Origin of the sequence: Paraburkholderia sp. JPY419 (assembly GCF_050435705.1) — a bacterium.
GTDB lineage: Bacteria > Pseudomonadota > Gammaproteobacteria > Burkholderiales > Burkholderiaceae > Paraburkholderia > Paraburkholderia youngii.
The window spans coordinates 673,030-691,436 of sequence record NZ_JBNDKV010000002.1 but is presented as its reverse complement, the minus strand read 5'-3'; the positions used below and the strand labels follow the sequence as shown (position 1 = coordinate 691,436).

The following is an 18,407-nucleotide window of genomic DNA, read 5'->3' as shown; positions in this document are numbered from 1 at the left end:
CTTGCTCCATACCACTCAAACCGAAGCTTGCAAGCTCGCCGTACAGGACATCCACAAGCGCTATGGCGACAACGAGGTGCTCAAGGGCGTGTCGCTGAACGCGAACAAGGGCGACGTGATCAGCATCATCGGCGCGAGCGGCTCGGGCAAGAGCACCTTCCTGCGTTGCATCAATTTTCTCGAGCGGCCGAACGCCGGCCAGATCATCGTCGATGGCGAGGCGGTGAAGACGAAGACCGATCGCGCCGGCAATCTCGAAGTCGCTGACCACAAACAGTTGCAGCGCATCCGCACGAAGCTCGCGATGGTGTTCCAGCACTTCAATCTGTGGTCGCACATGAACGTGCTCGAGAACATCATCGAGGCACCGATTCATGTGCTCGGTCTGAAGCGCAAGGAAGCCGAAGATCGCGCGCGCGAATATCTGGAGAAGGTCGGTCTCGCGCCGCGTCTCGAGAAGCAGTATCCGTCGCATCTGTCGGGCGGCCAGCAGCAGCGGGTGGCGATTGCGCGGGCTCTCGCGATGCATCCCGACGTGATGCTGTTCGACGAACCGACTTCCGCGCTCGACCCCGAACTCGTCGGCGAAGTGCTGAAGGTGATGCAGAAGCTCGCCGAGGAAGGCCGCACGATGATCGTCGTCACACACGAAATGGGCTTCGCGCGCAACGTGTCGAATCACGTGATGTTCCTGCACCAGGGCCGCACCGAGGAGGAGGGCAATCCGGCCGAGGTGCTGAGCGCGCCGCGCAGCGAGCGCCTGAAGCAGTTCCTGTCCGGCAGCCTGAAGTAACGCGCGGCCTGCTTTCACGGACACCCGATGGCCCGTACGTCCAGCCCGGCTCGCACGACCCAGGTCGCGATCGTCGCATTGCCGCCCGTGTCGATGTCGGGCGTCGGGCCGATCGTCGACGCGCTCAATCTCGCCAATGAAATCGACGGCCGCGCGCTGTATCGCGTGCAGGTCTGTTCGTGGGACGGCCGCGCGGTGCCGCTGTCGGGCGGCGCGCAATGGCCGGCCGATGCCGCGTTCGGCGACGCGATCGCGTGCGACTGGCTGATCATCGTCAGCGAGCGGTTCCAGCAGTTCGCCGACTACCGTCTGTTTCTCGCGAGCCTCGCGCGCGTCGGCCAGCGCACGCCGCTCGTGACCGGCATTCATCACGGCGTGTGGTGGCTCGCGATGGCGGGGCAACTGTCCGGCTATCGCGTCAGCGTGAACTGGGAAACCTATCAGCAGTTCTCCGAACAGTTCGAACGCTCGATCGTCACGCAGCAGATCTTCGAAATCGACCGCGATCGCGCGACCTGCGCGGGCGGTCAGGCGACCGTCGACTTCATGCTCGCGATGATCGGCCGCGAGCACGGACCCGAATTGGCGGAGCGGATCGCCGATACGCTCGGCGTCGGGACGTTGCGCGCCGGCGAGGAGCGTCAGCGCATTCCGTTCGTGACCGCGCCGGGCGAGCGTCATCCGCGCCTGAACGACGCGCTGCTGCTGATGGAAGCCAATATCGAGGACCCGCTGACCACCGATGAAATCGCCGGCCTCGTCGGCGTCTCGCGGCGGCAGCTAGAACGCCTGTTTCGCCAGTATCTCGGCTCGATGCCGTCCAAATACTATCTGGGGCTGCGGCTGTCGAAGGCGCGCATGCAATTGCAGCGCACCAGCAAATCGGTCGTGCAGATCAGCCTCGCCTGCGGGTTTTCGTCGGCGGCGCATTTTTCGAATGCTTATCGGGAGCGCTTCGGCGTCACGCCGCGCGAGGATCGCCGCAACTGGATCGAGCGGCAGACCGGCGCGCACGGCGGCGCGAGCGAGCCCCGGCCGGCCGCGCTGATCGAGCGGCCCGAGCTCGATTGATCCAAAGCGGCGCGAGCAATCGGGCATGGCTCGTGCGTGAGCTGGAAGCCGTCTGAAAGCGAAGCCGGGGCACGTCCGGCGCGGGCTGCGCGGCCGCACCGCCCAAGCCCGGCACGAGCGCGACACAAACCCGACACGAACCGCTCACAGAGTACGAACGAGACGCCTGCTCGAAAAGTGCCCGCCGCACCCGCCGTGGCGCGACGACGCGCGGAACCTCATAGAAAGCGTCGCGTATGCGCAAGACGCGCCGCGCACGGTTTCCTACACTAGCTGTATTACCTGTCACCCGTAAAAGGATTAGCCATGAACGACCTGACTGTGACACGCCAGACCTTCGACGAAGTCATGGTGCCGGTGTTTGCCCCCGCCGCCTTCGTACCGGATCGCGGTCTCGGCTCGCGCGTGTGGGACACGCAAGGCCGCGACTATATCGACTTCGCCGGCGGCATCGCCGTCACCGCGCTCGGTCATGCGCATCCGGAGCTAATGAAGGTACTGCATGAGCAGGGCAGCAAGCTGTGGCACATCGGCAATGGCTACACGAACGAACCGGTGCTGCGACTCGCGAAGCGCCTCGAAAGCCTCACGTTCGCCGACCGCGCGTTCTTCGCAAACTCGGGCGCCGAAGCGAACGAGGCCGCGTTGAAGCTGGCGCGCCGCGTCGCGTTCGACCGCTACGGCGCGCAGAAAGACGAAATCATTTCGTTTACGCAGTCGTTCCACGGCCGCACGCTGTTTACCGTCAGCGTCGGCGGCCAGCCGAAATATTCGGAAGGCTTCGGCCCGGTGCCGGCCGGCATCACGCATCTGCCGTACAACGACATCGCAGCGGCGAAGAAGGCGATCGGCGCGCAGACCTGCGCGGTGATCGTCGAGCCGATCCAGGGCGAGGGCGGCGTGATCCCGGCGGATCCGGCGTTCCTCAAAGCACTGCGCGAAGCGTGCGATCAGCACAACGCGGTGCTGATTTTCGACGAAGTGCAAACCGGCGTGGGCCGCAGCGGCTTCTTCTACGCGTATCAGGACACCGGCGTGACGCCCGACATCCTGACCACCGCTAAGGCGCTCGGCAACGGCTTCCCGATCGGCGCGATGCTGACCACCAAAGAGCTCGCCGCGCACTTCAAGGTCGGCGTGCACGGCACGACCTACGGCGGCAATCCTCTCGGCTCGGCGATCGCCGAAAAAGTGGTCGAACTCGTCAGCGACCCGAAGCTGCTAGAAGGCGTGCGCTCGCGCAGCGAAGTGCTGAAAGGCCATCTCGCGAAGTTGAACCAGCGGTTAGGGCTTTTCAGCGAAGTGCGCGGCAAGGGTCTGCTGATCGGCGCCGAACTGAACGACGCGTATCGGGGACGCGCGAAGGACTTCGTCACCGCGGCCGGCCAGCACGGCGTGATCATGCTGATGGCAGGCCCGGACGTGCTGCGCTTCGTGCCGTCGCTGATCATGCCGCTCGACGATATGGCCGAAGGCTTCGCGCGTCTCGAGAAGGCGTTCGGCGAACTCGTCGGCGCGAATGCGCAGGCGGCGTCGCATTGATGTTCGGACAGCTCCGCACGCCCACGCCGATGCGGCGATTCACGCGTCACATTCAACAGGAACGATGATGTACTTCGTACGTCCCGCCCGCCTTGCCGATCTCGATGCGCTCGAGCATATGGCGCGCACCGCGCAACCGGTGCTGCATTCCCTGCCGCACGACCGGCGCGCGCTCGAAGCGCGCGTCGCGTTGTCGGAAGACTCGTTTCGCGCGGAGGTCGACTTTCCGGGCGAGGAGTTCTATCTGTTCGTGCTCGAAGATTCGGACACCGGCAAGCTGATGGGCACCGCGAGCATCGTCGCGGCGGCCGGTTACGCGGACCCGTTCTACGTGTTTCGCAATGACGCGCTGATTCATGCGTCGCGCGAGCTGCATGTGAATCGCAAGATTCACGCGCTGACGATGTCGCACGAGCTGACCGGCAAGAGCCGGCTCGCGGGCTACTACATCGACCCGTCGCTGCGCGGCGACGCGGCCGCGCAGCTGATGTCGCGCGCGCGGATGATGTACATCGCCGCGAATCGCAAGCGCTTCACGCCCGAGGTGTTCTCGCTGCTGCTCGGCGTCACCGACGAAAACGGCATGTCGCCGTTCTGGGAAGCGGTGGGCCGCAAGTTCTTCGGCCGCAATTTCGCCGACATCGAAGTCGAATCGGGCGGCCGCAGCCGCACGTTCATCGCCGAAGTGATGCCGACCTATCCCGTGTATGTGCCGCTGTTGCCCGAAGCGGCGCAGCGCGTGCTGGGCGAGCCGGATGCGAACGCGCTGCTCGCGTATGAGATTCATCTCGAGGAAGGCTTCGAGACCGATCGCTACGTCGACATCTTCGACGCGGGTCCTGTGCTGACCGCGCAGATGGATCGCAGTGTCAGCGTGAAGCACAACGAGACGCGCGTCGTGCGCGAGGCACCGGCGCCGCACGGTGCAACGTACCTGATCGCGCACAACGGCGCCGCCGGCGAGTTCCGTTGCGTGCTCGGCGAGCTCGCGCCGGGCAAGGAGTCGGGCGCCGCGTTGTCGCCGGCGGCGCTCGCCGCGCTCGGGGTACGGGAAGGCGATACGGTGCGCTGCGTGCCGCTGCATCAGCCGCAGGACGAACAATCGGGAGACGCGCAATGATCGTCGTTCGCGTAGTGCAACGAGGCGATGTGGATGCGCTGATGAGGCTCGCGCAGGAAACCGGGCCGGGCCTGACCACGTTCAAGCCGGATCGCGATGCGCTCGCGGCGCGGGTGGAACGCGCGCGCCGCACGATGGAAGATCGGGCCGAGCCGCACGAGGCCGGCTATTTCTTCGTGATGGAAGACACGGCCACCGGCGACGTGGCGGGTGTCTGCGGGATCGAAGCGGAGGTGGGGCTGCAGCAGCCGTTCTACAACTATCGCGTGAGCACGGTCGTGCACGCGAGCCAGGATCTCGGCATCTGGACCCGCATGCACGCGCTGAATATCTCGCACGACCTCACCGGTTATGCGGAAGTGTGCTCGCTGTTCCTGAGCCCGCGCTATCGCACGAGCGGCGTCGGCGGCTTGCTGTCGCGCTCGCGCTTCATGTTTCTCGCGCAGTTTCGCGAGCGCTTTCCGCAGCGTCTGTGCGCGGAGCTGCGCGGCCATTTCGACGAGCAGGGCACGTCGCCGTTCTGGCGCGCGGTCGGCTCGCACTTTTACCAGATCGATTTCAACGCCGCCGACTATCTGAGCTCGCACGGCCGCAAGGCGTTTCTCGCCGAGCTGATGCCGCGCTATCCGGTGTACGTCGAGCTGTTGCCGGAAGAGGCGCAGCGCTGCGTCGGCCTCACGCATAGCGACACGATCCCCGCGCGCCGGATGCTCGAAGCCGAAGGGCTGCGCTACGAGAACCACGTCGATATTTTCGATGCGGGTCCGGTGCTCGAATGCCATATCGCCGACTTGCGCACCGTGCGCGAGAGCGTGCTGGTCGCGGCTGAGATCGGCGACGCGGCAGAGCCGGCCGCGCAGGACGGACTGAAGTCGATGGTATCGAATACGTCGCTCGGCGATTTTCGCGTCGGCGTCGTGGCGGGCGTGGCGCGCAACGGTGTGTTCCGCCTCAGCGCGGCCGAAGCCGACGCGCTTCGGGTAAAGGCAGGCGATCCGCTGCGGGTGCTGCCGGTGAAACACAAACAAGGATGATCATGAGCGAGCTTTTCATCGCCGGCGAATGGGTCGCCGGCACAGGACCGGTATTCGCATCGCACAATCCCGGCACGGGCGCGGTGGTGTGGCAAGGCAATAGCGCATCGGCGGACGACGTCGATCGCGCGGTACGCAGCGCGCGCCGCGCATTCGCCGCATGGTCGGCGCTGTCGCTCGACGCGCGTTGCGCGGTGGTGCGCCGCTTCGCCGCGCTCGTGACCGAGCGCAAGGAAGCGCTCGCCGAAGCGATCGGCCGCGAGACAGGCAAGCCGCTGTGGGAAGCGCGCACCGAAGCGGCGTCGATGGCCGCGAAGGTCGAGATCTCGATCCAGTCGTACAACGAGCGCACCGGCGAAAAGCGCACGGCGATGGCGGACGGCACCGCCGTGCTGCGGCATCGTCCGCATGGCGTGGTGGCGGTGTTCGGGCCGTACAACTTCCCGGGCCATCTGCCGAACGGGCATATCGTGCCCGCGCTGATCGCCGGTAACGCGGTCGTGTTCAAGCCGTCCGAACTCGCGCCCGGCGTCGCGGCGCTCACGGTGCAAATCTGGCGCGATGCGGGGCTGCCCGCCGGCGTGCTGAATCTGGTGCAGGGTGAGAAGGACACCGGCGTCGCGCTCGCGAATCACCGGCAGATCGATGGACTCTTCTTTACCGGTAGTTCGGATACGGGAACATTGCTGCACAAACAGTTCGGCGGCCGTCCAGAGATCGTGCTCGCGCTCGAAATGGGCGGCAACAACCCGCTCGTGATCGGCCCGGTCGCTGACCTCGACGCCGCCGTGCATCACACGATTCAATCGGCGTTTCTGTCGGCGGGGCAGCGCTGCACGTGCGCGCGCCGCATCTTCGTGCCCGACGATGCGTTCGGCGAGCGTTTCCTCGCGCGCCTGACGGAAGTCACCGCGCGCATCGGCGTCGGCGAATACAACGCCGAGCCGCAGCCGTTCATGGGCGCGGTGGTGTCGGCGCGCGCGGCCTCGCGTTTGATCAGCGCGCAGCAACGTCTGCTCGCGAGCGGCGCGAAGGCACTGTTGAAGATGGAGCAGCGCGATCCGCAACTCGGCTTCGTGACGCCCGCGATTCTCGACGTGACCGACGTGAAGGACCTGCCCGACGAGGAGCACTTCGGCCCGCTCGCGCAGATCATCCGCTACCGCAACTTCGACGACGCGCTCGAACAGGCGAACGATACGCAGTTCGGTCTGTCCGCGGGCCTGCTCGCCGACGACGAAGCGCTGTGGACGCATTTCCAGCGCACGATTCGCGCGGGCATCGTCAACTGGAACCGGCCGACCAATGGCGCTTCGTCGGGCGCGCCGTTCGGCGGGCCAGGCCGCTCGGGTAATCATCGGCCGAGCGCGTACTATGCGGCCGATTACTGCGCGTACCCGATGGCCTCTGTCGAAAGCGCGCAACTGAACATGCCCGCGAGCGTCTCGCCGGGTCTTCAATTCTAAGGATCGACGATGCTGCAAGCCACTGAAGCCAATTTCGACGGCCTGGTCGGCCCGACTCACAACTACGCGGGCCTGTCGTTCGGCAACGTCGCGTCGCAGAGTAACGAGAAGTCGGTCGCGAATCCGAAGGCCGCGGCGCGCCAGGGTCTGCGCAAGATGAAGCAGTTGGCGGACCTCGGCTTTCATCAGGGCGTGCTGCCGCCGCAGGAGCGTCCGTCGATGCGGCTGTTGCGCGAGCTCGGTTTTTCCGGCGACGACGCTTCGGTGATCGAGCGGGTCGCGAAGAACGCGCCCGAACTGCTCGCGGCGGCGAGTTCAGCATCCGCGATGTGGACCGCGAACGCGGCGACGGTGAGCCCGTCCGCGGATACGCACGACGGCCGCGTGCATTTCACGCCGGCCAATCTGTGCAGCAAGCTGCATCGCGCGATCGAGCATGAATCGACGCGCCGCACGCTGCGGGCGATGTTCAGCGACACCGACCGCTTCGTGGTGCACGAGGCGCTGCCCGGCACGCCCGCGCTCGGCGACGAGGGCGCGGCGAATCACACGCGCTTTTGCGAGCAATACCGGGCGCGCGGCGTCGAATTCTTCGTGTATGGCCGCAGCGAGTATCGTCGCGGGCCGGAGCCGAAGCGCTATCCGGCGCGTCAGACGTTCGAGGCGAGCCGCGCGGTCGCGCATCGTCATGGCTTGCAGGACGCGGCGACCGTCTATGCGCAGCAGAACCCGGAAGTGATCGACGCGGGCGTGTTCCATAACGACGTGATCGCGGTCGGCAATCGCAACACGCTGTTCTGCCATCAGCTCGCGTTCGTCGATCAGCAAGCGGTGTACGACGAGTTGCGCTCGAAGCTAGCGAGCCTTCACGCGGGCTTTAACGTGATCGAAGTGCCCGACGCGCAGGTCAGCGTCGCCGATGCGGTGACGTCGTATCTGTTCAACAGCCAGCTGCTGACTCGGCCCGATGGCAAGCAGGTGCTGGTCGTGCCGCAGGAGTGCCGCGAAAATCCGCGCGTCGCCGCGTACCTGGATGAGCTGACTTCGCACAGCGGTCCGATCGACGAAGTGCTCGTGTTCGATCTGCGCGAGAGCATGAAGAACGGTGGCGGCCCCGCCTGTCTGCGCCTGCGCGTTGTACTCGACGACACCGAGCGCGCGGCGGTCGCGCCGGGCGTGTGGATCGACGACACGCTGTTCGGCCGACTCGATGCGTGGATCGAAAAGCACTATCGCGATCGGCTCGCGCCGGCCGATCTCAGCGATCCGCAACTGCTGGTCGAATCGCGCAGCGCGCTCGATGAGCTGACGCAAATCCTCGCTCTGGGCTCGCTGTATGACTTCCAGCGCTGATTACGCGATCTCCGCCCCGAGCGCGATGCTCGACGATTTTCTCGCGTGGACGCTCGCGGGTTCGCGGCCTGCCGCGCATCACGCGCAAGGCACGTGTGCGAACGGTGTGCGCTGGACGTGGCAGGGCGACGGCGTGCTCGTCATCGAGCCCGCGCAGCAGCATGCGGGCGGCGTCCGCAGTGTCCTCGTCTCGGCCGGCGTGCATGGCGACGAGACCGCGCCGATCGAACTGCTGTCGCGCATCGTCGCCGATATCGCACAGGGCCGCGCGGCGCTCGCCTGCCGGCTGCTCGTGATTCTCGGCAACATCGATGCGATGCGCGACGGCGGCCGCTATCGCGACGACGATCTGAACCGGCTGTTCAGCGGCCGTCATCTGCAACTGCCGCACAGTCACGAAGCGCCGCGCGCGGCCGCGCTCGAACAGGCCGCGACGCGCTTTTTCGCGGACGCGTCCGACGCGCCCGGCGCGCGCTGGCATATCGACATGCATACAGCGATCCGCGCGTCGGTATTCGAGCGCTTCGCGCTGTTGCCGCATACCGGCAAGCCCTTTTCGCGCGCGATGTTCGAATGGCTCGGCGACGCGCGCATCAGTGCGGTGCTGCTGCACACGACGAAGGGCAACACCTATTCGCACTTCACCGCGCAAGCGTGCGGCGCAGATGCGTGCACGCTCGAACTCGGCAAGGTGCGGCCGTTCGGCCAGAACGACCTGACGCGCTTCGAGGGCGCGGATCTCGCGGTGCGCGCGCTGCTCGCCGGCACGCGAATGAACGCACGAGGCGACGCGCAAGCTGCGCTGCCGCGCGTGTTCACCGTCGTCGATCAGCTGACCAAGCAAAGCGACGCATTCGAACTGCTGCTCGCGCCCGACGTGCCGAACTTCACGCCGCTCGCCAAGGGCACCCTGCTCGCGCGCGACGGCGACTATCGATACACGGTCCAGCGCGACGAAGAGCGCATCGTGTTTCCGAACCCGGCGGTCAAGCCCGGCCTGCGCGCCGGTCTGCTCGTCGTCGATACCACCGCCGAGACGCTGCCCAAGCTTGTCTAGACAGGTCCCGTGTACAATCGCGGGCTTCGCGGCTGACGCATCTACCGGTTACGCCGGCCGCGCGAGTCCGAAGCGCGGCCGGCGTAATCCGCCTGTGCGCGCCGAATCGGCTCAGTTTCAGTCAACACCGTAAAGGAACACCCGTAATGAAGAAGAATTGGCCCAACCTGGCCGCGCTCGCGCTGTTCGCGACGGCGGCCTTGACGGCAGGCACCGCGTCGGCGGCTGAGATCAAGGAAGTGCGCTTCGGCGTCGAGGCTTCGTATGCGCCGTTCGAATCCAAGTCGCCCGCGGGCGAGCTGCAGGGCTTCGATATCGACGTCGGCAATGCCGTGTGCGCGAAGCTGAAGGCCAAATGCGTGTGGGTCGAGAATTCGTTCGACGGCCTGATCCCGGCGCTCGAGGCGCGCAAGTTCAGCGCGATCAACTCGGACATGACGATCACCGACCAGCGTCGCCAGGCGATCGACTTCACGGATCCGATCTACACGATCCCGAATCAGATGATCGCGAAGAAGGGCAGCGCTCTGCAGCCGACGCCCGCATCGCTGAAGGGCAAGCACGTCGGCGTGCTGCAGGGCACGATCCAGGAAACCTATGCGAAGGCGCGCTGGGCGCCGGCCGGTGTCGATGTCGTGCCGTATCAGACCCAGGACCAGATTTACGCGGACCTCGCGTCGGGTCGTCTCGACGCGTCGTTCCAGGACGCCGAAGCGGCATCGAAGGGCTTTCTGAAGAAACCGCAGGGCGCGGGCTTCGAGTTCGCCGGTCCGGCCGTGAGCGACGACAAGCTGCTCGGCGCGGGTGTCGGCTACGGTGTGCGCAAGAACGACAAGGCGCTCAAGGATGCGCTGAACGGCGCGTTGAAGGAACTGAAGGCCGATGGCACGATCGACCGCCTCGCCGCCAAATACTTCGACGTGAAAGTCGTGCTGAAGTAACGCTGCATCGAAATGTGCAAAACGGCCGCTGATGCGGCCGTTTTGCTTTTTGCACGCGGGTCGCAAACGTTCAACAAATATTTCGAGATATTGCCTTGTAAGCCTGTTCGTGGCCAATCACGCTGCGATAAAATTGCGACGCACGTTGCCGCGCGTCGACGAGCTTCCAACGTCACAGAAACGCGCTTACGTGCAGCGAAAAAACAGAACATAGCGGCCAGGCGCCAGCGGCGCCGAGCGGGGGACTGGAATGACCACCATCGCAATCGAGACTCTGAGCCACGGCGGCACGACCGACGACGCGTCGCTCATCGCCAGCTACGCGCGGCAGCCCATTCTGAATCGGGACGGCATGCTGTGCGGTTACGAGATCAAGGTGCGTGCGCCCGAGCTGCAGCTCGCCGACGCGGACCTCAGCGCCCCACGAACCCATACCGATCTTCATCCCGACGCGGACACGTTGCCGGGTCGCGCGCCTACGCCGGTGCAGCGCGTGGCGCGCGCGATCGTGCGCGGGCTCGTGCAAAGCGACGTACGAGGCGCGCTGACTGGCCATTCGGCCTACGTCGACGTGAGCCGCGAGCTGCTGCTCGACGACGCGATCCTGCGACTGCCCGCCGAGCGCTTCATGCTCGAGCTGCCTTCATCGCTCGAAGTCGATGACGAGTTGATCGCGCGTCTCGTGTATCTGCATGGCCGCCGCTATCGCTTCGCGCTCGACGACGTCACACAGCCCAACGAGACTTTCGCGAAGCTGCTGCCGTACGCCGAAGTCGTCAAGATCGACGTCCCGCGCACGCCGCGCGCGCTGTTGCCGAAGCTCGCGAGCGTGCTGAAGTCGGCGGGCAAACTGCTGCTCGCATCGGGTGTCGATGCGCAGGCCGACTTCGAAACGGCGCATGAGCTCGGCTTCGACCGCTTTCAGGGCTATTACTTCGCGCGGGCGCAAAGCGCATCGAGTCGCAGCGTCAGCGCGCCGCGCCACGCGCTGCTCAATCTGCTGCAACTGCTCGCGGGCGACCCGACGGTCGCGCAGCTCGAAGCCGAGCTGAAGCTGAATCCGGTGCTCGTCATGCATCTGATGAAGCTCGCGAATTCGAGCGGTCTCGCGGTCGGTCACAAGGTGACGACGCTGCGCGACGCGATCAACGCGACGGGCACCGATCGCATCGCGCGCTGGACGCAGCTGCTGCTCTACGCCGACGGCCGCAAGGTCGCGCTCGAAGACGACCCTCTGCTGCAACTCGCGGCCACGCGCGCGCGCTTCATGGAGCTCGCGATCGAACGCATGCCCGAAGCGGGCCGCGACGAAGCCGACGCGGCCTTCCTGACCGGCGTGTTTTCGTTCGTCGATGCGGTGTTCGGTGGCTCGCTCGAAAAAACGCTGAACATCCTCACGCTGTCGCGGCCGATCCAGGCCGCGATCCTGCATCGCGAGGGCAGGCTGGGCCTGCTGCTGAGCGCGGTCGAGGCGCTCGAAGTCGGCGCATGGGAGCGCGTCGCCACGCTATCCGAACGTCTTGCGCCGTTGACGCTGGAAGAGGTCGCGCAGATGGGTCTCGCGGCCGGCGCATGGGCCGGTGTCGCAGATCGCAGCGCGGAAGGACTGGAGCGGATCGAGGATTGAGTGGGGTGAAAGCCCCACAGATGCCCGGATAAAATCGTTTTCGGGCAAACACGGAAAGAATCAAGTGAAGCAGAGTGATCAGCGATCACGCCAGGTCTTCACATCGTCTCCATTTCCCGCATCTGCCCCTGGCCGAAAAAACGTCCTAACTCCTTTGCCAGTTCGTTGAGCACGCCCATCTCCTTCTGTGAGATGCGGCGCGCCTCCTGCGTATGCGACCAGTCGCCGTAGAGCAGCGCGACGGTCTGATCGGTTTCGTCGATGATCGGCAGCAGCACGAACGCGCGCGCGTCGTCGAACGAGCGCCGGAACCACTCGGGCAGCCGCGCGACCATCTTCGGATCGCGCGCATTCTCGATGAAGATGCCAACCGAGTTCGCGATCGCGAGATGAAACACATCGGGCTCGAACGCGGTGCTGAACGCGAGCTTCGGCAGCGCCGCGTCGATCTTCGGCCCGAAGCCGATGCGCGCCCTGAACGTGCCGTTGCTATGCTTGACGTAGACCACGGTGCGCGCGAAGCCGAGCGCCGCGAGCACGGTCTCGGCGGCCATCGCGAGCGCCGGCGCGAGCGGGCTGCCTTCGGGCAGGTCGCGCAGATCCTTCACCCCGACCTCGATGCGCGCTTCGGGCGTGAGCGCCTCGCGCGCGATCGCATCGGCATTGGCGCGCAGCTCGACGATTTCGCGCATCACGCTGTCGCCGCCATCCTCGCGCGCGAGCGCGACGCTCATCTGCAGCAGCACTTCGGGGTCGGTGTTCAGCGCGCTGCCGTACTCGTGCGCAAGCTCGCCGATGCGCGCCTCGCGTTCCCCCTCGGGCATGTTCTGCTGCGTGAGCACGTCGGCGACGGCGGTCGAGTAGTTGGTGATCGCGCGCAGCCACTGCACCTGGCGCGGTTGCGTCACGTCTTCCGGATCGAACTCGCCCATGCCGGAGCGAATCGTGTCGGGCAGGCGCCAGCGCACCGCGGCTTCGGCGCCGATTTCATCGAAGGTGACGCCGAGCACGAGCACGCACGCATCGGCTTCGAGTGCGCCGCCGTCGATATGGCGGCGAATCTGATCCCATTCGGCGTCGAGATAGAACACGACCAGCAGCTTGCCGATCTGCCGCATCAGCGTGCAGACCACCGCTTCCTCGCCGGCGCGCAGGTCGCCGCGCTCGGTCAGCTTGCGCGCGACGCACCCCGACAGCAGCGTGCGGTTCAATTCGAGTTTCGCGTCGATCCGGCGCGGCGCGCTTTGATGAAAGTGATCGACGATTTTCAGACCGACTACGAGGTGACCGACTGCATCCATGCCGAGCACCATCAGCGCGCGCGACACGGTCGTGATATTGCCGCCGAACGCCATGTACATCGCCGAGTTCGCAAGCCGGAGCACCTTCTGCGTGAGCGCGAAGTCCGACAGCACCACTTGCACGAGGCCGGTGAAGTCGAGGTCGTCGTTGGTCACTGCCGCCATGGTGGTGCGCAGCGATTGCGACAGCATAGGGAAATCGCCGCGCTCGCTCATTCGCGTCCAGAGCCGGTCGAGCACTGCCGCCTTTACCATGTGTGTCCCGCAAATGCCATACGTGTTCCAGTGAATGCCGTGCCGGTCGCAAGCCGGCTTGTTGCGCTGCCAGGGCGTCGTGTCCGCATCGCCCGTTATGCGCCGTGCAGCTGAAGCTCGCGCGTTTCGAAGCGCTGCGCGAGCTCTTCGGACGGCAGCGCCTTGCAGACGAGCCAGCCCTGAATGTGATCGCAGCCCATCTCGGTGAGCAGGGTGCGCTGCGCTTCCGTTTCGACGCCCTCGGCAACCAGTTCGAGATCGAGCGTCTGCGCAAGGCCGACGACCGCGCTAACGATTGCCTGATCGTTTCGCGAGGTTAGCAGATTCTCGACGAAACTCCGGTCGATCTTCAGCTTCGCGAGCGGAAAGCGCTGCAGGTACGCGAGGCTCGAATAGCCGGTGCCGAAGTCGTCGACGGCGAAGCGGATGCCCATCGCGGTCAGGTCTTCGAGCAAGCCCTTCGCGTGCGCCGGGTCGTGCATCAGCAGACTTTCGGTGATCTCGAACACGAGCCGGCGCGGATCGATGCCGGTCAGCTCGATCGCCTCGCGCACCGAGTCCTTGAAGCGCGGATCGCGAAACTGCTGCGGCGACACGTTGACGGCCACGTACTGCAGCGGAATGCCCTTCGCGTCCCACTGGATCAGCTGCATGCACGCGACCTTCATCACCCAGTTGCCGAGGAAGTTGATGAGCCCGATCGACTCCGCGAGCGGAATGAACATCGACGGCGGCACGAGGCCGTGCACCGGATGCGTCCAGCGGATCAACGCCTCGACACCGACCACGCCCCGCGTGCGGCTGCTCGTGATCGGCTGGAAGTGTAGCGAAAACTCGCCGTTGCGTACGCCGTCGTAGAGGTCGGCCTCGAGTTTCAGACGCTCGGCGTCGGCCGGGTTGTCGTCGGGCACGTAGAACGCGAGCGTGTTGCCGCCCGCGGCCTTTGCCTGCAACAGCGCGTGGTCGGCCCAGCGCAGCAGGTGCGTGTCGTGGCCGCCGGTGTCGTTGGCGTGGCGCACGTCCGGGTAGAGCGCGATGCCGATGCTGGCCGACAGGTGGACCTGCTGACCCTTGAAAACATACGGTTGCTGGATCGCGGTCAACAGACGCCGCGCCAGCGCTTCGGCGGCGGCCGCCGCGTCGGTGCGGCTCGCGGCCGGCTTCACGAGGATCGCGAATTCGTCGCTGGCGACGCGCGCGATCGTTTCGTTCGGGCTCGTCATGTTCAACAGGCGCCGCGAGGTGTCGCGCAGCATCTCGTCGCCGGCGTCGTAGCCGAGCGCGCGGTTCACCCGCTGATAGTCGTCGAGATCGAGCAGCAGCAGCGCGACCGGCGTGCCGTGCGCGTCGGCCTTCTGTTGTGCGTCGAGCAGCGCGTGCACCAGACCCGACTGGTTCGGCAGACTGGTCAGCCGGTCCAGATGCAGCGCCTGGGTCAGCCGCTCTTCGGTGGCGCGCCACGACGACACGTCGAAGCCGGCGATCGCGTAGCCATCGACGCCGTCGTGGTTGCTGCGCACGACCCGCAGTTCGACCGTGATCGGATAGGTCAGCGACTTGACGAGCCCGAGCGTCGCTTTCTCGACGTTGCCCGAGGCCGCCGCCTGCTTGAGCAGCGCATCGAGGCGCGGCACGTCGGCGGGCGCGACCAGATCGTGCAGCGTCGCGGTTTTCAGGTATTCGCGGTGATAGCCGATGAAGCGCAGGCTCGCGTCGGACACGTAGACGAAGCGCAACGCATCGTCGACGTGCGCTAGCAGGTCGACCGCGCCGACCACCTGTTCCAGTGGAGGCGGGCGGTTGGCGCTGCTCGGCCGGTCGTCGTCCTCGCGCCGGCCGAACGCCCGCAGCCGGTCGATGACCGTGCGCAAGGAGCCCCGGCGGGGCGCGGTGATCGTGTTCGCTTCCATGTTCGTCGCTGGCAACCTGGGTTCGTCCGCGGGCGGAGCTGCTTGTCCGCCGGTCCGGGCGGCCGGGAGATAGCAGCCCGCCCTATCAGAACGAGATAACGACGCAAGCGGGGAAATCTTTAGCGGCGCGCGGAGAAAAACATCCGGTAAGGAGACGCGCGGTTCAGTCGCCGGGACGATTCGGTTAAAGTGACGCCAATTCGCGGCCGTTAATACGGCGAATCTCCCTTAATTTGGCGACGCTGATGGCGTCGCGCTGCGTAGACTTTCCGAACCTTGCACCGATGATCCATCTTCGAACGCTCCGTCATCAGGTCCGCCAGCGCCGCACGGCCCGTCCCGCGGGACGCCGAGGTGCGTGATGTCGTCGCCGGCGCGTCGGCCGGCTATCCTGAGCGCGGGGACCTGGACGCGGTCCCGCAGTATGTCTACGTCGGCCGCCAGCCGATTCTGGATCGCGATGGGGCGCTTCACGCGTACGAGCTGCTATTCCGCGCCGGCACTTATAACTACGCCGAAATCAGCGACGACGCGCAGGCCACCGCGCAGGTGGTCGCGCGCACGATCGGCGGAATCGGCGTGCCGGCCGTGCTCGGCCAGCATCGCGGCTTCGTCAATATCGACCGCGCGCTGCTCTTTAGCGACATCGTCCATCTGATGCCGCCCGAGCGCTTCGTGCTCGAAATCCTCGAAACCGTGCGTTACGACGCTTCGCTCGCACGTCGGCTCGACGAACTGCACTGCGCCGGCTTCCAGGTCGCGCTCGACGACGTGCACGACCTGACCGACGAGCTGAGGGCGATGCTGCCGTACGCCGACATCGTCAAGATCGACCTCCTGCAAACGCCGCGCCGCAAGGTCGCCGAGCTCGCGTCGGCCTTGCGCGGCTACGGCAAGACGCTGCTTGCCGAGAAGGTCGAATCGCGCGAGGACTTCGCGCTCGCGCACGAACTCGGCTTCGATCTGTTTCAGGGCTACTTCTTCGCGCGGCCGCAGGTGCTGGCCGCGCCGCGCAACCGCTCGCTGCGGCCGGGCCTATTGCGGTTGCTCGCGCTGCTGTCGCGCGACGCCGGCATCGTCGAGCTCGAGGCGGAGCTGAAGGTCAATCCGGGCGTGGTCGTGCAACTGCTGCGGCTCGTCAATTCGAGCGCGTTCGGCCTCGGGCGCAATATCGCGTCGCTGCGCGAGGCGATCATCGCGACCGGCACGCGGCAGATCGCGCGCTGGGCGCAACTGCTGCTGTACGCGGATACCGGCGACCTGCCGTGGCGCGCCGATCCGCTCGTGCAACTCGCCGCGACGCGCTCGCGCTTCATGGAGCTTGCCGCGAACTGGCTGCGTCCGGCCGACGGCGAATTCGCCGATGCCGCGTTCATGACCGGGATTTTCTCGCTGGTGCATATCGTGCTCGACAGCACCCCGGACGCGGTGCTCGAAAAGCTCGGCCTCGCGCCGCAGATCCGCGAGGCGATCGTCGCGCGCAAGGGCGATCTGGGCGCGCTGCTGCTGATCGCCGAGGTCGCGGGCGAGGGCGGCGACGCGGCGCCGGTCGCGACGGCCGCGGGCTTCCACGCGCTGACGCCCGAGGTGCTGTCGCAGCTGAACCTGTCGGCGGCGGCGTGGTTCGGCGCGCACGTGGCGGAGCCGGACGCTTGATGCGCCGGGCCCGCGCGCCGCATCCTTTCGATTGGCTTGTGGTCCTGGCGGCGACCGACGCCGCGTGCGCATCCGTGGTCCAATAGAACGTTCAGCGGCGGCCTGTGACGCCGGCCGAAGCTGTCTTCGATGGACGGGATCAACTGCGTGCGCTCACGCATGGAGGAGCAGATGAAGACAAAACACATACCGGCGGTATTGGCCGCCGTCATCGCGTTCGGATTCGCAATGCATTCGCCGCTCGCCTCGGCAACCCTGAAGCCCGGCGATACGGCGCCGGCGTTCACCGCCGAGGCCTCGCTCGGCGGCAAGACCTACACGTATTCGCTGGCCGATCAGCTGAAGAAGGGGCCGGTCGTGCTGTACTTCTATCCGGCCGCGTTCACGAAGGGCTGCACGATCGAGGCGCACGAGTTCGCCGATGCGGTCGACGAATACAAGAAGTACGGTGCGACGGTGATCGGCGTATCGCACGACAACATCGATACGCTGACGAAGTTCTCGGTCAGCGAATGCCGCAGCAAATTCCCGGTCGCGGCCGACGCCGACGCGAAGGTGATCGACGCATACGACGCGGCCATGCCGATGAAGGCCGGCATGGCGAATCGCGTGTCATACGTGATCTCGCCCGAAGGCAAGATCATCTACGAGTACACGAGCCTGCAGCCCGACAAGCATGTCGAGAACACGCTGAACGCGCTCAAGGAATGGGCTGCCGCGCACAAGGGGCAGTGAAGGGGCCGCGCGCGGCATCGCGCATTGCTAGTGTCACGCCCGTGCCAGGCTAAACGCATTTACCGGATGAGCTTGCGATGCCGATTCTCGTTGCGTTGATTGCGCTGGTCGCGCTGGGGTACGGCGCGGTACGCGCCTTCGATGCGCTGCGGGCCAGTTTCGGGCTGGCGGTGGCGGAAAGCGTGGCGGTCCTGGTTGCGTTGCTGATTGCCGGTGCGCTCGCTTACTGGCGGCAGCGGCGCCGCGAAGTCGCGCCGAACGTGCGCGACGGCGACTGGACGCACGAACTGAAGGGCAGTTGGGGATTGGTGCGGCTCGCGGCGGGCAAGCGGCTCTGCGAGATTCGCGTCGGCGACGAGCAGGGTGCGTATATCTTCGCGGATCTGCTCGGCGCCGAAGCACAAGGCCGCGACGGGCAGGCGCGGCTCGCCGTGAAGGTCAAGGACGCACGGCGCGGCGAGTGGCTCGTGCCGATGTCGAACGAGCGGGTGGCGCGCCGATGGCAGCGGATTTTCTCGCTGGCCATCGAGCAGAAGCTGTGAGCGC

General features: G+C 66.1%; 15 protein-coding genes. 13 read left to right on the top strand and 2 right to left on the bottom strand.

Going from position 1 to position 18,407, the window contains the following annotated elements; all coding sequences use genetic code 11:
• Position 1: 1 nt before the first annotated feature.
• From QFZ91_RS09350 to QFZ91_RS09305, 10 genes are all read left to right on the top strand, one after another.
• A complete protein-coding gene (locus QFZ91_RS09350) occupies positions 2–793 on the top strand; it encodes an ABC transporter ATP-binding protein (protein WP_176120081.1) in 792 nt (263 codons plus the stop codon).
• Positions 794–820: 27 nt separating this feature from the next.
• Positions 821–1,864, top strand: a complete 1,044-nt coding sequence (locus QFZ91_RS09345; protein WP_176108960.1) for a GlxA family transcriptional regulator — start codon at positions 821–823, stop codon at positions 1,862–1,864.
• A gap of 306 nt (positions 1,865–2,170) precedes the next feature.
• Positions 2,171–3,406, top strand: a complete 1,236-nt coding sequence (locus QFZ91_RS09340; protein WP_176365734.1) for an aspartate aminotransferase family protein — start codon at positions 2,171–2,173, stop codon at positions 3,404–3,406.
• Positions 3,407–3,473: 67 nt separating this feature from the next.
• Positions 3,474–4,526, top strand: a complete 1,053-nt coding sequence (aruF, locus tag QFZ91_RS09335; RefSeq protein WP_176120079.1) for an arginine/ornithine succinyltransferase subunit alpha — start codon at positions 3,474–3,476, stop codon at positions 4,524–4,526.
• Positions 4,523–5,560 carry an arginine N-succinyltransferase gene (astA, locus tag QFZ91_RS09330; RefSeq protein WP_176108957.1) on the top strand — a complete coding sequence of 346 codons (1,038 nt, stop codon included), beginning with the start codon at positions 4,523–4,525 and terminating at the stop codon, positions 5,558–5,560. Before aruF ends, astA begins: the two co-directional genes overlap by 4 nt.
• A gap of 2 nt (positions 5,561–5,562) precedes the next feature.
• On the top strand, positions 5,563–7,026 hold the full coding sequence (astD, locus tag QFZ91_RS09325; protein ID WP_184225577.1) for a succinylglutamate-semialdehyde dehydrogenase: 1,464 nt from the start codon (positions 5,563–5,565) through the stop codon (positions 7,024–7,026).
• A gap of 12 nt (positions 7,027–7,038) precedes the next feature.
• On the top strand, positions 7,039–8,379 hold the full coding sequence (gene astB / locus QFZ91_RS09320; RefSeq protein WP_429568613.1) for an N-succinylarginine dihydrolase: 1,341 nt from the start codon (positions 7,039–7,041) through the stop codon (positions 8,377–8,379).
• Positions 8,363–9,436 (top strand): succinylglutamate desuccinylase, encoded by a 1,074-nt coding sequence (astE, locus tag QFZ91_RS09315; RefSeq protein ID WP_429567063.1) that lies wholly within the window; start codon positions 8,363–8,365, stop codon positions 9,434–9,436. Before astB ends, astE begins: the two co-directional genes overlap by 17 nt.
• Positions 9,437–9,582: 146 nt before the next feature.
• Positions 9,583–10,377, top strand: coding sequence for an ABC transporter substrate-binding protein (locus tag QFZ91_RS09310; RefSeq protein ID WP_176378033.1), 795 nt, complete (start codon positions 9,583–9,585; stop codon positions 10,375–10,377).
• A 250-nt stretch (positions 10,378–10,627) separates the two neighbouring features.
• Complete coding sequence (locus QFZ91_RS09305) at positions 10,628–12,004, top strand: EAL and HDOD domain-containing protein (protein ID WP_429567062.1); 1,377 nt, start codon at positions 10,628–10,630, stop codon at positions 12,002–12,004.
• A 98-nt stretch (positions 12,005–12,102) separates the two neighbouring features.
• Here the strand turns inward: QFZ91_RS09305 and QFZ91_RS09300 are convergent, their stop codons facing one another.
• Together QFZ91_RS09300 and QFZ91_RS09295 are read right to left on the bottom strand one after the other, a co-directional pair.
• Positions 12,103–13,560: an HDOD domain-containing protein gene (locus QFZ91_RS09300; RefSeq protein ID WP_176120073.1), complete on the bottom strand. Its 1,458-nt coding sequence runs from the start codon at positions 13,558–13,560 to the stop codon at positions 12,103–12,105.
• Between the two features lie 95 nt (positions 13,561–13,655).
• Positions 13,656–15,470: a putative bifunctional diguanylate cyclase/phosphodiesterase gene (locus QFZ91_RS09295; protein WP_429567061.1), complete on the bottom strand. Its 1,815-nt coding sequence runs from the start codon at positions 15,468–15,470 to the stop codon at positions 13,656–13,658.
• A 354-nt stretch (positions 15,471–15,824) separates the two neighbouring features.
• Here QFZ91_RS09295 and QFZ91_RS09290 point away from each other — a divergent pair, with 354 nt between their 5' ends.
• The 3 genes from QFZ91_RS09290 to QFZ91_RS09280 all read left to right on the top strand — a co-directional run bounded on the left by QFZ91_RS09290 (position 15,825) and on the right by QFZ91_RS09280 (position 18,403).
• Positions 15,825–17,126: an EAL and HDOD domain-containing protein gene (locus QFZ91_RS09290; protein WP_429567060.1), complete on the top strand. Its 1,302-nt coding sequence runs from the start codon at positions 15,825–15,827 to the stop codon at positions 17,124–17,126.
• Positions 17,127–17,297: 171 nt separating this feature from the next.
• Positions 17,298–17,861, top strand: coding sequence for a peroxiredoxin (locus tag QFZ91_RS09285; protein WP_429567059.1), 564 nt, complete (start codon positions 17,298–17,300; stop codon positions 17,859–17,861).
• Positions 17,862–17,938: 77 nt separating this feature from the next.
• Positions 17,939–18,403 (top strand): hypothetical protein, encoded by a 465-nt coding sequence (locus QFZ91_RS09280; RefSeq protein WP_429567058.1) that lies wholly within the window; start codon positions 17,939–17,941, stop codon positions 18,401–18,403.
• Positions 18,404–18,407: the final 4 nt, after the last annotated feature.

Bases quoted from the DNA above. Each gene is read 5' to 3' on its own strand.
- QFZ91_RS09345 (WP_176108960.1), top strand. From the start codon at position 821: ATGGCCCGTACGTCCAGCCCGGCTCGCACGACCCAGGTCGCGATCGTC.
- astE (WP_429567063.1), top strand. From the start codon at position 8,363: ATGACTTCCAGCGCTGATTACGCGATCTCCGCCCCGAGCGCGATGCTC.
- aruF (WP_176120079.1), top strand. From the start codon at position 3,474: ATGTACTTCGTACGTCCCGCCCGCCTTGCCGATCTCGATGCGCTCGAG.
- QFZ91_RS09340 (WP_176365734.1), top strand. From the start codon at position 2,171: ATGAACGACCTGACTGTGACACGCCAGACCTTCGACGAAGTCATGGTG.
- QFZ91_RS09305 (WP_429567062.1), top strand. From the start codon at position 10,628: ATGACCACCATCGCAATCGAGACTCTGAGCCACGGCGGCACGACCGAC.
- QFZ91_RS09295 (WP_429567061.1), bottom strand. From the start codon at position 15,470: ATGGAAGCGAACACGATCACCGCGCCCCGCCGGGGCTCCTTGCGCACG.
- QFZ91_RS09285 (WP_429567059.1), top strand. From the start codon at position 17,298: ATGAAGACAAAACACATACCGGCGGTATTGGCCGCCGTCATCGCGTTC.
- QFZ91_RS09300 (WP_176120073.1), bottom strand. From the start codon at position 13,560: ATGGTAAAGGCGGCAGTGCTCGACCGGCTCTGGACGCGAATGAGCGAG.
- astA (WP_176108957.1), top strand. From the start codon at position 4,523: ATGATCGTCGTTCGCGTAGTGCAACGAGGCGATGTGGATGCGCTGATG.
- astD (WP_184225577.1), top strand. From the start codon at position 5,563: ATGAGCGAGCTTTTCATCGCCGGCGAATGGGTCGCCGGCACAGGACCG.
- QFZ91_RS09310 (WP_176378033.1), top strand. From the start codon at position 9,583: ATGAAGAAGAATTGGCCCAACCTGGCCGCGCTCGCGCTGTTCGCGACG.
- QFZ91_RS09280 (WP_429567058.1), top strand. From the start codon at position 17,939: ATGCCGATTCTCGTTGCGTTGATTGCGCTGGTCGCGCTGGGGTACGGC.